Source organism: Acinetobacter sp. YZS-X1-1 (genome assembly GCF_000804305.1).
Classification (GTDB): Bacteria; Pseudomonadota; Gammaproteobacteria; order Pseudomonadales; family Moraxellaceae; genus Acinetobacter; species Acinetobacter variabilis.
The window spans coordinates 75,017-88,738 of the sequence record NZ_JWHB01000005.1; the positions used below are offsets into that span (position 1 = coordinate 75,017).

The 13,722-nt window shown below is 43.4% G+C and carries 13 protein-coding genes and 1 pseudogene; 4 read left to right on the forward strand and 10 right to left on the reverse strand.

What is annotated here, in order from left to right; genetic code table 11:
* Positions 1-40 precede the first annotated feature (40 nt).
* Positions 41-481, forward strand: a complete 441-nt coding sequence (locus RJ01_RS04920; protein WP_004781492.1) for a DciA family protein — start codon at positions 41-43, stop codon at positions 479-481.
* 99 nt (positions 482-580) lie between these two features.
* On the opposite strand, the gene lpxC is transcribed toward RJ01_RS04920, so the two are convergent.
* The 7 genes from lpxC to murG form a co-directional block, all read right to left on the reverse strand.
* Positions 581-1,483: a UDP-3-O-acyl-N-acetylglucosamine deacetylase gene (lpxC, locus tag RJ01_RS04925; RefSeq protein WP_034170289.1), complete on the reverse strand. Its 903-nt coding sequence runs from the start codon at positions 1,481-1,483 to the stop codon at positions 581-583.
* Between the two features lie 126 nt (positions 1,484-1,609).
* A complete protein-coding gene (ftsZ, locus tag RJ01_RS04930; RefSeq protein ID WP_034170248.1) occupies positions 1,610-2,797 on the reverse strand; it encodes a cell division protein FtsZ in 1,188 nt (395 codons plus the stop codon).
* Positions 2,798-2,956: 159 nt separating this feature from the next.
* On the reverse strand, positions 2,957-4,219 hold the full coding sequence (ftsA, locus tag RJ01_RS04935) for a cell division protein FtsA (protein WP_034170249.1): 1,263 nt from the start codon (positions 4,217-4,219) through the stop codon (positions 2,957-2,959).
* A gap of 71 nt (positions 4,220-4,290) precedes the next feature.
* Entirely contained in the window at positions 4,291-5,145 is an 855-nt protein-coding gene (locus RJ01_RS04940) for a cell division protein FtsQ/DivIB (RefSeq protein WP_034170250.1), read from the reverse strand.
* Positions 5,146-5,148: 3 nt separating this feature from the next.
* A complete protein-coding gene (locus tag RJ01_RS04945; protein WP_034170251.1) occupies positions 5,149-6,078 on the reverse strand; it encodes a D-alanine--D-alanine ligase in 930 nt (309 codons plus the stop codon).
* A gap of 53 nt (positions 6,079-6,131) precedes the next feature.
* Positions 6,132-7,580, reverse strand: coding sequence for a UDP-N-acetylmuramate--L-alanine ligase (murC, locus tag RJ01_RS04950; protein WP_004781481.1), 1,449 nt, complete (start codon positions 7,578-7,580; stop codon positions 6,132-6,134).
* A 12-nt stretch (positions 7,581-7,592) separates the two neighbouring features.
* Positions 7,593-8,690 carry an undecaprenyldiphospho-muramoylpentapeptide beta-N-acetylglucosaminyltransferase gene (gene murG, locus RJ01_RS04955; protein ID WP_004781480.1) on the reverse strand — a complete coding sequence of 366 codons (1,098 nt, stop codon included), beginning with the start codon at positions 8,688-8,690 and terminating at the stop codon, positions 7,593-7,595.
* A gap of 411 nt (positions 8,691-9,101) precedes the next feature.
* Between murG and RJ01_RS16090 the strand changes: the two are divergent.
* Positions 9,102-9,971 (forward strand): annotated as a pseudogene (locus RJ01_RS16090) (MFS transporter).
* A 40-nt stretch (positions 9,972-10,011) separates the two neighbouring features.
* Here RJ01_RS16090 and gshB read toward each other — a convergent pair.
* On the reverse strand, positions 10,012-10,959 hold the full coding sequence (gene gshB, locus RJ01_RS04965; protein WP_004781477.1) for a glutathione synthase: 948 nt from the start codon (positions 10,957-10,959) through the stop codon (positions 10,012-10,014).
* A 130-nt stretch (positions 10,960-11,089) separates the two neighbouring features.
* Between gshB and RJ01_RS04970 the strand changes: the two genes are divergently transcribed.
* Entirely contained in the window at positions 11,090-11,284 is a 195-nt protein-coding gene (locus tag RJ01_RS04970; RefSeq protein WP_004781474.1) for a DUF3565 domain-containing protein, read from the forward strand.
* A gap of 122 nt (positions 11,285-11,406) precedes the next feature.
* Here RJ01_RS04970 and RJ01_RS04975 read toward each other — a convergent pair whose 3' ends face one another.
* Together RJ01_RS04975 and pyrE are read right to left on the reverse strand one after the other, a co-directional pair.
* Positions 11,407-11,718 (reverse strand): hypothetical protein, encoded by a 312-nt coding sequence (locus RJ01_RS04975; protein ID WP_004781472.1) that lies wholly within the window; start codon positions 11,716-11,718, stop codon positions 11,407-11,409.
* A gap of 417 nt (positions 11,719-12,135) precedes the next feature.
* Complete coding sequence (gene pyrE, locus RJ01_RS04980) at positions 12,136-12,786, reverse strand: orotate phosphoribosyltransferase (RefSeq protein WP_004781471.1); 651 nt, start codon at positions 12,784-12,786, stop codon at positions 12,136-12,138.
* A 41-nt stretch (positions 12,787-12,827) separates the two neighbouring features.
* Here pyrE and RJ01_RS04985 point away from each other — a divergent pair, with 41 nt between their 5' ends.
* Entirely contained in the window at positions 12,828-13,646 is an 819-nt protein-coding gene (locus RJ01_RS04985) for an exodeoxyribonuclease III (protein ID WP_004781469.1), read from the forward strand.
* The last annotated feature ends 76 nt before the right edge of the window (positions 13,647-13,722 follow it).

Consider the following 13,722-nt stretch of genomic DNA (forward strand, 5'->3'; position numbering starts at 1 on the left):
AAGCGCATAAGATTAAGACATAAACATGTAGGAATTATGTATGTCGGAACCTGTCAACGTCTTTCAAAAAACAAGAAAACAGATAAAAACAGGAAACTTTTCGTTTCTCTCATCACAAGTTTCTGCATGGCAGAAGCTTACGAAACTCGTACAACCGCTATTGCCTCAACCCGAACAATGGCAAGTTGCCTGCTATCAAAATGGTGTGTTAACGATTACTGGTGAAAACCAAGCCATGATTTCTCAATTGGCTTATCTTCAAAAGCAATACATCTCACAACTCTCTCAAATAAACGAATTAAAAGATCTCACTAAAATCCAGGTTTGCTTAAGGAATCCATCCCCTGTTCAACCGGTTCCAGAAAAATCTGAAAGAGCCTTGAGTCCAGAAACACAGGAATTACTTCGCGGTGCTGCTGACTTTATAAGCGACCCTAAGCTTAGCCAAGCTTTACTACGTTTGGCAAGCAATAAAAAGTAACATTGCAATGAGATGTAATAAATTCCAATGTTGTTTTTATGTGACAGGTGTCACATTAGATGCAGCTAAGTTATAACACAAAGACACAAAGACAAGGACTTATGTCACAGTTACATAACTAATTGGACATTGAGTTACGTCATCAAATGTTACAATTTCATAGCTGCTTGGGTCACTTTTCACGTTACGCAATAGTTGATTATTCAAAGCATGCCCTGATTTGTAACCATCAAATTTGGCAATGATCTGGTGGCCTAGCAGGTATAAATCACCTACTGCGTCCAGAATCTTGTGACGTACAAACTCATCCGAGAAACGCAAACCTTCTTCATTGACCACACCAGTTTCATCTACACCGATGGCATTTTCCAAGCTTGCACCCAAAGCCAGATTATTGGCTTTCAAGTAGTCAAGGTCTTTCATAAAGCCGAATGTACGCGCTTCACTGACTTCATAAACGAAGGTTTCTGTAGAAAAATCGATGCTGGCAGACTGATGTTCTTTTTTAAAGGCAGGGTGATCAAAATCAATAGTGAAATTTAGCTGAAAGCCGTCGTGTGGGCTGAAAATCGCCCGTTTATCATCGATCAGGGCTTCAACAGGTTTAATAATTTTAATAAATTTCTTTGGTGCATCTAGTTCTTGCAAGCCGCCCTGCATGAGCAGATAAATGAAAGGTCCGGCACTACCATCCATAATGGGAACTTCTGAAGCTGACACTTCAATAATCAGGTTATCAATGCCCAGTCCCGCAATGGCGCTCATCACATGCTCAATCGTACCCACTTTGGCATTTGACTGAACCAGATTCGAACACATGAAGGCTTCCTGGATCAATAAGGCATCCGCAGGAATATCGACAGGTGGATCCAGATCAATACGACGAAACACAATGCCCCCATCGGCGTGGTGTGGCACAAAGTTAATCATAACCTTCTGCCCACTATGAAGACCGATTCCGCTCGCTTTCACGATACGTTGCAGGGTACGTTGTTTCAACATGCTTTTTATCATCTGTTCACCAATAAAACCGCTATACGTTAGCATATTTGGCCATTGATAAAAAACAAAAGGTGGCTCTAAAGCCACCTTTTCTGTGCAATCATCGTAAACACATTCTGTTACATATTACTTACGCTGTTGATTTTTAAGATAATCTTGGATGCTCATTGGCGTTGGACGCGGGCTAGAAACTGAAGCTGCAGGATTAGCTGCTGCACCTGCTTCATTTTGCTGACGCTGAATTGCCGGTACATCATCATCTTCAACTACTGCCTGTGATGCTGATGGACGTGCTGCCTGTACATTCGCGCGTTTAGTCGGCTCAACCGAATCTGCAGCATGGCGAGTCAGACCAGTCGCAATCACCGTGACGCTGATTTCATCACGAGCATCAGGATCAAATACTGTACCGTAGAAGACCTGACCTTCGTCTAGATCCACGATCTGATTTACAACATCAGTAATTTCTTCAATTTCACCGAAGGTTACATCATCACCACCCGTCACGTTAATCAGAATACCTTTGGCATTCATGATGGTGACGTTATCCAGTAATGGGCTGCGAATCGCCTGCTCTGCTGCCTGACGTGCACGGTTTTCACCACGACCCAAGCCTACACCCATCATGGCATAACCACGTGTACTCATTGCAGTTTTCAGATCGGCGAAGTCAAGGTTAATGTGACCAGGACGTACTACCAAATCGAAAATACTACGTACCGCATTCAACAGTACATCATCCGCTTTTTTATACGCATCCTTCATTGAAATATCACGGAAGACTTTCAATAGACGCTGGTTTGGAATGATGATCAGAGAATCTACGTGCTGTTCTAGTGCTTCAATTCCCTTTTCGGCGGATTGCAGACGGCGTTTACCTTCAAAGTTGAATGGCGTAGTCACCACACCAACAGTCAGGATACCCATTTCTTTAGCAATTTCAGCAACGACTGGCGCAGCACCGGTACCTGTACCACCACCCATACCGGCAGTGACGAAAACCATATCAGTACCTTCAAGCTGCTGGCGGATCAGTTCACGGCTTTCTTCTGCTGCCGCTTGACCGACCTGTGGATTTGCTCCAGCACCCAGACCACGTGTACTTTGCTCGCCCAGCTGAATTTTAAATTCGGCTTCCATGCGATCCAGTGCCTGTTTGTCTGTATTGGCACAGACGAACTTTACGCCCTGGATATCGGACTGCAACATATGCTGTACAGCATTACCACCCGCACCACCTACACCAAATACAGTGAAACGGGCTTGACCATTGCTATCGCTATGATCTTCTTCGAAAAATTCAAATGAGGCCATGACCTATAAAATTCCTAATTCATAATTGGCAGTCACTAAGCCCGTATACTGCCTTAATCTTGATAAAAATTGTTTTTAAGAATGCTGCTCAAGCAGGCACTTGTCAAGTACAAGCCCGATTAACTACAACTTCCCAACAATATTCACAATAAAAATCGCTTAAAAGATCGCTTTTAACGTTTCGTTAAAACCTGACCATGCCCGTTTAATGCGCTGTGTCACTGATAACTTGTCCCCGTCTTCAGTTTCAACGAGGGTTTCCTGGGTATCACTCTGGCTAAACATCAGCAAACCAGCCACTGTTGCGTACTGGGAACGACGTAAAGCTGCTTGGTGCTGTTCATCCGCATAGACCTGTACCGGCGGATTGCCCAGATGTGCAGATACACCCAAGGTACGGCGTACAAAGCTGACCATACCTTCAATCTGACTGGCATCACCGGTTAGTACCACACCATGATACAGGCCTTGCATTGCACCGTGGTTTACCAGTTCATCACGCACCAGACCCATGATTTCTTCATAACGCGCCATGATAATTTCAGTCAGTTCAATCCGGCTGATGGTTTGTGGTCCATCAATGCCCTGGAACTGAATCATATGCTCTGGTTTAACCACTTTTAGGTCAACACAGCCATAGAGCAATTTCAGACGTTCTGCTTCTTCTGTCGTGGTCTGTAAAACTGCTGCAATATCACGGGTCACATGTTCACCGCCACGCTGAATGGTATGGGTTAACGCCAAACGGCCATCCAGATAAACAGCGACATTGGTGGTTCCCGCACCGATATCCACCAGACACACGCCATATTCTTTTTCATCTTTGAGTAGGCTGGCTTCAGCGGTAGCCAGACAGGACACCACCATTTTCTCCACACCGATATTGGCTCCTTTTAAAGCGCGGTCAATATTCTGCATGGTGCTGATCGGTAACATCATCAAGTGATAATGTCCAGTCATGCTATGTGCCGACATACGGATCGGGTTGAGTACCCATTCCGGTGCATCATCCAGCTCGAAGCCTAACGGCACCGCACTCACCAGATAATGATCTGAGGTGACATGGCTGGCTTTGGCCAGTTCAAGTGCCCGTACCACTTCACTGGTCGTAATTGAATGTTCACTATTATCAATTGTGGTACGACCCGAGGCATAAAAGCTTTTTAATTCAGCACTTGGGATCGAAATCCACGCAGAATGCACACGACATTCAGCCATATCTTCCGCTTCTTGTACGGCGTTTTTAATGGCGGTAATGACTTTATCGAGACTGACAATTTTTCCTTTATTCATGCCTCGGTTACGAGCGGTCGCCATCCCAATCACTTGGATATTGTCTGGCGCGTGTACCTTACCAATCAAAACTGAAACTTTGTGTGTCCCAATGTCAATCGCCACAACCGAGGGAACAGCTTCACTCATTATTAACTACTACCATTACGTGTTTGTTAGATTTATGGCTTTATAAGGCCTCTAGTTTTTAAAGCCGGTCATTATGGCTTTACTGTTACATTATTCTCAACGCCCGTGTCATTAATGGTTACAATAAATTGACCATTTACAATTTTAGGCGGAATTGAATTTTTCCATTGAATCGCCAATCCATTCCGATAACGCAGGTCGATCGCTGAAATTTTCGACCATACCGGTTTTAGTTCGCTATAGGACAGATGACTCAAACGTTGCAACTTGCTCATGGTTTGGTCTTTATCGACAATTACACGCAAACCTGAATCAAACTGCATAAACCACGTCATTCGTTCAGTTAAATATAATTCTTTTAAACGAATACCTTGTGGTAAAAATAACTGATTGATTTCATTATAACGTCGCATCATGGTATTTGCATGAGTAGATGGTCCATGCAGCAACGGTAAAGCTGAATAATCTTTAGGGCTGACTTCAGTGAAAATAATGCCACTATCACTCAGCAGTCGTCCTGTACCCCATCGGGCAATAGCATGATGCGGCATTACCCGGACATGAATCTTGTCTGGCCAGGCACGAGATACCACCACACGGTCCACCCAGGACAATTCCAGTGCGCGGTCACGAATCGATTCCAGGTCCGAAGTGAAATAGTTTTCAGTCACAATCGGTGATACGTACTGCATGACCTGGCGCTCTTCAGCTGTTGTACGCGTTCCTGCCACTTTCAGCTCTGCTACCTGAGCATCAGTCATCACCTTATACAGGCCAAAAATCCCAAAAGCCAGCACCACCAGCGCGACACACAACAAGGCCCAACCACCCAGGTTGGTTAGTTTCTCTTTGCGTGTCGGCGGCTTGTCGTGAATTGAGGTAATCGCAGCACGTTTACGGCGCATGGTTGCTGGGAGTTGAGCCATAACTTAGTGTGCCGCACCGTTTAATGTTTGTTCCAGAATCGCTACACAGAGCGCATCAAAACTATAGCCGACGGCTGCTGCCGCTTTTGGTACCAGAGAATGACTGGTCATACCTGGAACAGTATTCACTTCCAGTAACCAGAACTTACCCTGTTCATCCTGCATTGCATCAATACGGCCCCAGCCACTTGCACCCACCGCCTGGAAGGCACGTAGAGCCAAGGCTTGCAATTCTTTCTCTTCAGACTCGCTTAAGCCACATGGAATGCCATATTCCACATCATTACGCTGATATTTAGCTTCATAGTCATAGAAAGCCACATCTTCTGGCGGTTGCAGACGAATGACAGGTAGGGCCTGACCATTCAGAATTACAATGGTAAATTCACGGCCTGTGATCCATTTCTCTGCCATAACCACGGCATCATGTTCAGTGGCTTTGGTAATCGCATCGGCAAAGTCTTCTACTTTTTCAACTTTACTCATGCCAATACTCGAACCTTCGTGTACAGGCTTAATGATCAGCGGCAAATCTAGAGCAGATACAATTTCTTGCGCATTCGAGTTCTTGGTCACGATCCGGTATGGCGCAGTAGGTAATTCTGAACCCTGCCAAACCTGTTTGGTTTTGACTTTATCCATACCAATGGCAGAACCCTGTACGCCTGTACCGGTATATGGAATATTCAACCATTCCAGCGCACCCTGAATCTGACCGTCTTCACCGCCACGACCATGCAATACCACAAACGCACGATCATAATTTACCAGTTCGGTAACACTACGCTCTTGTGGATCAAACGCTTCTGCATTGACCCCAGAACGCATTAATGCCTCAAGTACGGCGGTTCCACTATCTAGCGAAACCTCACGCTCTGCAGATTTACCACCCAGCAATACGGCAACTTTTCCGAATTTTGAAGCATTTGACACGTTTATATCCTTAAACTTTTTGAATCTGTTCAATCAGTCATAACATGACTATTTTACTTTACATATAAATGATTTTGAGCAAGTTCGATTGAGATTGCTCCAACATTACCTGCGCCTTGGGTTAATAACAAGTCATTTGCTTGCAATACCTTTTTCATCACCTGGCTCAGGTTCCCCTCAACCGGATCAATCAGGATTGGTTCAACTTCCCCACGTAAACGGATACTACGTGCCAATGCGCGGCTATCTGCACCTACAATTGGCTTTTCCCCTGCCGGATACACTTCAAGTAAGAGCAGCTGATCAACTTGTGAAAGCACTTCTACGAAGTCATCAAAACAGTCACGGGTACGGCTGAAACGGTGCGGCTGGAACATCATCACCAGACGGCGATCTGGATGGCTGGCACGAGCCGCTTTAATAGTGGCTTCTACTTCTTTTGGATGGTGACCATAGTCATCGACCAGTTTCACATCGCCGCCTTCAAGTTCGAATTGACCTTGTACCTGGAAGCGACGACCCACGCCACTAAAGCCTTCCAGTGCACGGCAAATAGCCGCATCAGATACACCTTCATCCGTTGCAATCCCAATCGCAGCCAGGGCGTTGAGTACATTGTGCAGACCCGGCTGATTCACAGTCACACGTAGCGGCTCACGATCTTTACGTAATACGGTAAAGTGGCTGCGCATACCTTCCTGTACAACATCGACAGCACGAATGTCATTGTCTTCATTAAAACCATAAGTCAGTAATGGACGACCAATACGTGGCATGATTTCACGGATATTGGCATCATCACCACACACAACCGCTAAACCATAGAATGGCAGTTTTTGCAGAAACTGGATAAAGGTATCTTTTAAAACATCGAAGCTACCGCCATAAGTATCCATATGGTCAGCATCGATATTGGTCACCACGGCAGCCATTGGTTCTAGATACAGGAATGATGCATCTGACTCATCGGCTTCTGCCACGATATAACGGCTCGCACCCAAAGCGGCATTCACACCAGTACGGTTCAGCAAGCCGCCGATCACATAAGTTGGATCCAGATTTTCTTCTGCTAACATACAAGTGATCAGACTGGTGGTTGTGGTTTTACCGTGAGTGCCTGCAACCGCGATCCCGTGACGGTAGCGCATCAGCTCACCCAGCATTTCTGCACGGCGGACTACCGGTGTACGGGTTTCAAGGGCTGCCTTGATTTCCGGGTTTTCCTTCTCAATCGCGGTAGATACCACGATGACATTGGCACCTTTGATGTTGCTGGCTGCATGGCCGATATAGACCTTGATACCATTTTCTTCTAATTGAGCCGTAGTTTTAGAGGCTTTGATGTCTGAACCAGAAACTTTATACCCCTGGTTTTTCAGTACTTCTGCAATCCCGCACATCCCTGCACCACCAATCCCTACAAAATGGATATGCTTGATCCGGCGCATTTCCGGGACTTTAATTAATTTCTTTGCTTGGTCTGCTGGGGTTACTGGAGACATAATTTACTCGGATTACAATTCTTGAATTAAACGGACCACATGCTGGGTCGCATCGGGTTGAGCCTGACGGCGTGCTTTTACCGCCATTTCCATCAATACCTGACGGTCAAGCATCGGCTCTAATAAGGTTTTTAAACTGTCTGGCGTCAAAGTGGCCTGTGGGCAGATTTTGGCTGCCTGCTGATTGGCCAGGAATTTGGCATTCGCAGTCTGATGGTCATCAACCGCACTTGGTAGCGGTACAAAAATTGCAGCTACGCCAGCAGTTGCAATTTCAGTAACCGTCAGTGCACCGGCACGGCAAATGACCAGATCGGCATCGCTATAGGCTTGGGCCATATCTTCAATAAAAGGCTGAACTTCAACCTGCAAGGAGGCTGGTTTGTCTGCATAACGTGCGCGCGTTGCTTCAGCATGATTTTGACCACACTGATGATAGACATTTAACGGCACATTCAACTGTTTCAAGGCTTCCGGCACGCGTTCATTTAAGGCTTGTGCCCCAAGTGAACCACCAACAATTAAAATTCGTAGCGGCTGGCCAGCTTTTTCCCGCTCCTGATAACGCCAGGACGGATTTAAAATTTCTGTAATTTCTTTACGTACAGGGTTACCAGTGGTCACCACTTTATCTTGTGCCGGAAAAGTATTAGGAAAAGCCTGACATACTATTTTAGCGACCCGTGACAACTGGGTATTGGTAAAACCCGCGACTGCATTTTGCTCGTGAATAATTACAGGAATACCTAGGATCCGCGCTGCCAGACCACCCGGTCCTGCCACATAACCGCCAAAGCCTGCAACAGCTTCGACTTTGAGCTGTTTCATATGCTTCATGGCACTAAGAGTGGCTTTTAGAATTTTAAAGGGGGCCAAGGCTTTACGCACAAAACCATTGCCACGCACACCTTGAATATCGATTTGATAAATTGGAATATTATGGTTTTTTAATAATCGGTTTTCCATGCCCGCTGGCGTTGCCAACCAGGACACTTCAATTCCTTGTTGTTGTAAATCTTTTGCAACGGCTAACGCTGGAAACACATGTCCACCCGTACCTGCGGCCATCATCATGACATGTTTAGGCTGTTTTTGCTGAGCGTCGGTCACGGTCTAATTCTTCAATTTAAAAAATGAAATAGGAGGTCTAATTTAAGTCATCAATTGTAATCACAAACGCTTGCCCTTGAAAGTTTATTTACCTTATTTCAACAAGCGTTTCATTGTTTTTTTCATACTAATTTGAAGTTTAAACTAGTTTTATTATAAGGTCTGTATTTTTCCTTAGACTTAAGTGAAATATAAGCATAATTTTTGAATATTTTTCATTTAATCTTTTTATAGTCATTCCCTAAATCTATACATTTTTTCGCTATTTACTGGCTATTTTTCTATTTAATTCATCCTATTAACTTATGCCTAAATCATATAAATCTGAATAAAATTTTATGTTATTCCTATATCTAAATAAATTTTTTCAAATTGATCTGCATATTCTTTAAATGGATTCAAGCATTATAGATGTCAAAAATATCAATTCGTGACTTATGGATTATTTTAGCCGGTTATCTAGCGGCCATGCATGTCGGTAAACTGTCTGCTGTTACTCCCATTCTGCAACAGGATTTAGGTTTAAGTTTTACAAAAGCCGGGTTTTCTCTATCTTTAGTGCAAGGGGCTGGGATGCTGTTTGCCCTTTGTATTGGTGCTTTTTCGGAAAAAGTGAGGTTAAAGCGCTGCCTGATTTTGGCATTAATCATTTTAGGACTGAGCAGTATCGCTGACCTCTGGATTCAGCATGCCACAGCCTTATATTTCTTCCGCTTTACCGAAGGTATCGGATTTTTAACTACTTCCTTGTGTGCGCCTGCAACTCTAAAACGGATCAGTCGACCTGAAACACTGAATTTTAAAATGGGACTCTGGAGTTCCTATATGGGTGTCGGTGTCAGTCTGGCTGTTTTTAGTATTCCTGTTTTACTCGAATAGCTGAACTGGCAAAATATTTGGGCTATTCTCGGCAGTCTATACTTGGTCATTGCAGGCATCATTAAACGATATCTACAAATAGATTCAGCAGCATGTGCACCCAACAGGACGACTCAACCAACACCATCAAATACTTCATTCTGGCAGATTATCATTGGTGGAATCATCCCGACCACTGTTTTTGCTATTACTTTGCAGCATGCCCCACGCGCCAATGCCGTAGCAGCCAGTATGGGTCTGGTTTTACAGCTTTCAGCCTGTGCTCAATTTTTTGGGCCGCCTTTGAGCGCAGCACTGGTTTCGACCACACAGAATTGGGCTTATATCGCGGCAGTTACCGCCAGCCTCTCCATATTAGGAATCTTAATGACCTTGTTTTTATTCAAGCGTTATGCCCAATAAAAAAGAGCCTCGGATGAGGATCTTTTTTATTATTGAAAGCTTAGGCTTGATCCAGACCGGCTTCCAGTACATCAAACAGATCATCTGCAATGGAGGTACCAAACTGGGTATCAATTTCACGGATACAGGTTGGACTGGTGACGTTAATCTCAGTGACATAATTACCAATCACATCCAGACCAACAAATACCAAGCCTTTTTCTCTGAGATAAGGACCCACTTGCGCTGCAATGGCTCTATCATTCTCAGTTAATGGACGCGCTTGACCTAAGCCACCTGCTGCCAGATTGCCACGCACTTCACCATTTTGCGGAATACGGGCCAGACAATATGGCACTGGTTCGCCATTGATCATCAGAATACGCTTATCCCCTTCTACAATTTCAGGAATATAACGCTGTGCCATAATCGGCTGGTTACCATTGTTGGTCAGAACTTCAATGGTTGAGCCGATATTAATACCATCCTGATAGATACGGAAAATTCCGGTGCCGCCCATACCATCCAATGGTTTTACAATCACATCAACATGTTCTTTTAAAAATTCACGGATCAGGCTTTGTTGCGACGTTACCAAAGTCGGAACTTGCAGATGCGGGAACTGAGTAGCAAACAGCTTTTCATTGCAGTCGCGCAGGCTTTGCGGTTTGTTGATAATCCATGCCCCTTCACGTTCTGCCTGTTCCAGAATATAAGTGGTATAAACAAAATTCATATCGAATGGCGGATCTTTACGCATCAGCACCACGTCATAAGCCGCAATCGACTCTTTTTTCTTTTCACCCAGTTCGTAGTAATGGTTATAGTCTTCAAATACCTGCAAAGGCGAGATCAGACCAAAGGCCTTACCTTGGTCGATATATAAATCTTGCTGTAATGCATAACCGAGTTCATGTCCACGGCGTGCAGCTGCCCATAACATGGCCATGGTTGAATCTTTTTTCAGGTTTACATTTTCGATGGGATCCATCACAACAAGTACGCGCATGTCTGTGTGCTCTTTCTTAAAAATACATTAGCAAGGAGTATAGCCTGTGCAGTTTCTTTTGTTTATGGTGATTTTGCATGACTAATTTTGTATAAATGCTTAAATACTTTAATCAACAAGAGCATTTATCATGCAGCAGGCAATTGTCGGCTTTCATCTGGATGAAGAAAATCATTGGGTCGCTGAACTGGCCTGTGGTCATGGTCAGCATGTGCGGCATGATCCACCTTGGCAAAACCGTCCTTGGGTCATGACCGAACAAGGCCGTAAAGAAAAACTGGGCGTCTTATTGGACTGCAAAAAATGTGAAATACACGAAGATTAATATCTTCTAAATCAAATCAGTATATATACTCACCCTGAGTATTTTATCTTGATATAAAATTGATTAAAAACCTGAATAAAAAATAATAATACCTTGTTTGCAAATGCATCTAATTTTATAATTTAACGATTATTTTTCGAAATCATGGTTCCCAGCATAATAATAAAGGTACTGACCCCACCAATCAGTAAACTCATCAGGGCAATTTCCAAGGTGATTTTATGATGCCAGCTCTGATCGGGAATCCAAGGCAAATGCAAATTTTCCCCAAAGATAAAGTTAATAGTACATATAATCAGAAAACCAATTGTTGTAGAGATTAGTAAAGTCACCACTAGGTTTTTCCACATCTTGTAGCCCACTAGCATGACAATAATGGCTAAACCTACCACCATTATAATCGATACAAATAAAACACTGTTCCAGTAATCCATTCCTAGCACTCTTATTTTAAATTAATTAAAATTATGAAATTCTTATAATTAATTACTTAATGTTTATTTTAATATAGACGGATTACAATTTTTAAACAATGATCATAACTATCTTATTCATTTTATTTGTAAAGAGACTTTATGAGGTTTAATTCATGCTTTAATGAGTTCCTTTTAAAAATATTGTTCTTTTTTGATAGAAAAATTTTGATCAAGATTTATATATTGAGAAGAATATTTAGATAGAATTTAATTTTGAAGAAGATAATATAACTTATCGAATTTAAAGTTTATCTAGATCAAAATTTCTATCTTATTATTTCTTTCAAATACAGTCGCCTGAACAGAATTTTTCTTCCCATAAAAAGTAAAGCCTTAGATTACTAAGACTTTACTTTTTATCTGGTGAATCAGGTCTTAGATTCCGTATTTCACACGATAAGCTTCCATCTTCGCCAATGCATCATTATCGCCTTTTGCATCTAGGTAATTCATTAAATCTTTCATGGTAATCAGTGCATGTACTGGGATTTCTAGTTCTTTTTGCACTTCCTGAATGGCGGATAATTCACCTTGGCCTTTTTCCTGACGGTCAAGAGCAACCAGTACACCTGCAATTTGTGCACCAGCATTTTTCAGGATAGTGACCACTTCACGAATCGCAGTACCAGCTGTGATCACATCATCAATGATCCAGACTTTTTTCCCTTCCACTGAAGCACCTACCAGCACACCACCTTCACCGTGATCTTTGGCTTCTTTACGGTTAAAGCCCCACGGCACGCTCACGCCATGATTTTGAGACAGTGCCACTGCTGTAGCTGCTACAAAAGGAATGCCTTTGTATGCTGGTCCAAAAATCACTTCAACATTGTCACATCCAGTTAATTTTGCAGCATAGCCAGAAGCCAGTAATGACAAGGCTTCACCGTCATTGAGCAAGCCAGCATTAAAAAAATAAGGACTCACACGTCCTGATTTTAAAGTAAACTCACCAAATTTAAGCACACCACGTGATAATGCGAGTTCGATAAAAGCTTGCGGGTTAAACTGAGCTAGCGTTGACATGAGGTGCTCCTAAATCCATTAATTAAGGGTAAGACTTGCGCATGATACCAAAGAGTAGCTATCCAGGTGATCAAAAAATTCTTCGTGTCGTTTCAATTAATGTCAACGGTTTACGTTCCTCTGTCAGCAAGGGCTTGCTAGAGTGGATAGAACAGTCTGATGCCGATGTGATCTGCATGCAGGAAAGCCGGATTACCCATGCGCAGTGGACTGACAAATTCAAGCCTGAAGGCTGGTATACTCACCTGTTCCCTGCCGAGCGTCCAGGTTATGCCGGTACAGCGATTTACAGCCGTCTGCCTTTTGTTTCGATTACCGATGGGCTGGGTTTTGAACTAGCTGATTCTCAAGGCCGTTTTATCTCGGCAGAATTTGACTTGGGTCTGGAAAAAACAGCGCATATCTGTTCCCTGTATTTACCTTCAGGTTCTTCGGGCGATGAAGCGCAGGCACGTAAAGATCACTTTCTGGAAGAGTATAAAAAGATCCTGAAACAATGGCGCGATGAAGACAAATCCATCATTGTCTGTGGTGATTACAACATCGTGCATAAACGTATCGATATTAAAAACTGGTCCGGTAACCAGAAAGCATCGGGCTGCTTACCGCATGAACGTGCGTGGCTTGATCATATCTATGATGAACTGGGTTATGTCGATACGTTCCGTGAAGTCCGCAAAGAAGCCGAATTATACTCCTGGTGGTCAAACCGTGGACAAGCACGTGCCAAGAACGTCGGTTGGCGGATTGATTATCAGGCCTGCTCTCCAGACTGGAAAGAGCGCACTTTGAATGCTTGGGTCTATAAAGAACAATGGTTTAGCGACCATGCTCCCGTGATTATCGACTACAAATTATAAAGCCTCATCATTTAATTGAGTGAACAGTTGTTCACTCAATTAAAGCTTATCTCTTACATGACATGACGTATTTTTT

Bases quoted from the DNA above. Each gene is read 5' to 3' on its own strand.
- RJ01_RS04920 (WP_004781492.1), top strand. From the start codon at position 41: ATGTCGGAACCTGTCAACGTCTTTCAAAAAACAAGAAAACAGATAAAA.
- lpxC (WP_034170289.1), bottom strand. From the start codon at position 1,483: ATGTTGAAACAACGTACCCTGCAACGTATCGTGAAAGCGAGCGGAATC.
- ftsZ (WP_034170248.1), bottom strand. From the start codon at position 2,797: ATGGCCTCATTTGAATTTTTCGAAGAAGATCATAGCGATAGCAATGGT.
- ftsA (WP_034170249.1), bottom strand. From the start codon at position 4,219: ATGAGTGAAGCTGTTCCCTCGGTTGTGGCGATTGACATTGGGACACAC.
- RJ01_RS04940 (WP_034170250.1), bottom strand. From the start codon at position 5,145: ATGGCTCAACTCCCAGCAACCATGCGCCGTAAACGTGCTGCGATTACC.
- murC (WP_004781481.1), bottom strand. From the start codon at position 7,580: ATGTCTCCAGTAACCCCAGCAGACCAAGCAAAGAAATTAATTAAAGTC.
- gshB (WP_004781477.1), bottom strand. From the start codon at position 10,959: ATGCGCGTACTTGTTGTGATGGATCCCATCGAAAATGTAAACCTGAAA.
- RJ01_RS04970 (WP_004781474.1), top strand. From the start codon at position 11,090: ATGCAGCAGGCAATTGTCGGCTTTCATCTGGATGAAGAAAATCATTGG.
- RJ01_RS04975 (WP_004781472.1), bottom strand. From the start codon at position 11,718: ATGGATTACTGGAACAGTGTTTTATTTGTATCGATTATAATGGTGGTA.
- pyrE (WP_004781471.1), bottom strand. From the start codon at position 12,786: ATGTCAACGCTAGCTCAGTTTAACCCGCAAGCTTTTATCGAACTCGCA.
- RJ01_RS04985 (WP_004781469.1), top strand. From the start codon at position 12,828: ATGATACCAAAGAGTAGCTATCCAGGTGATCAAAAAATTCTTCGTGTC.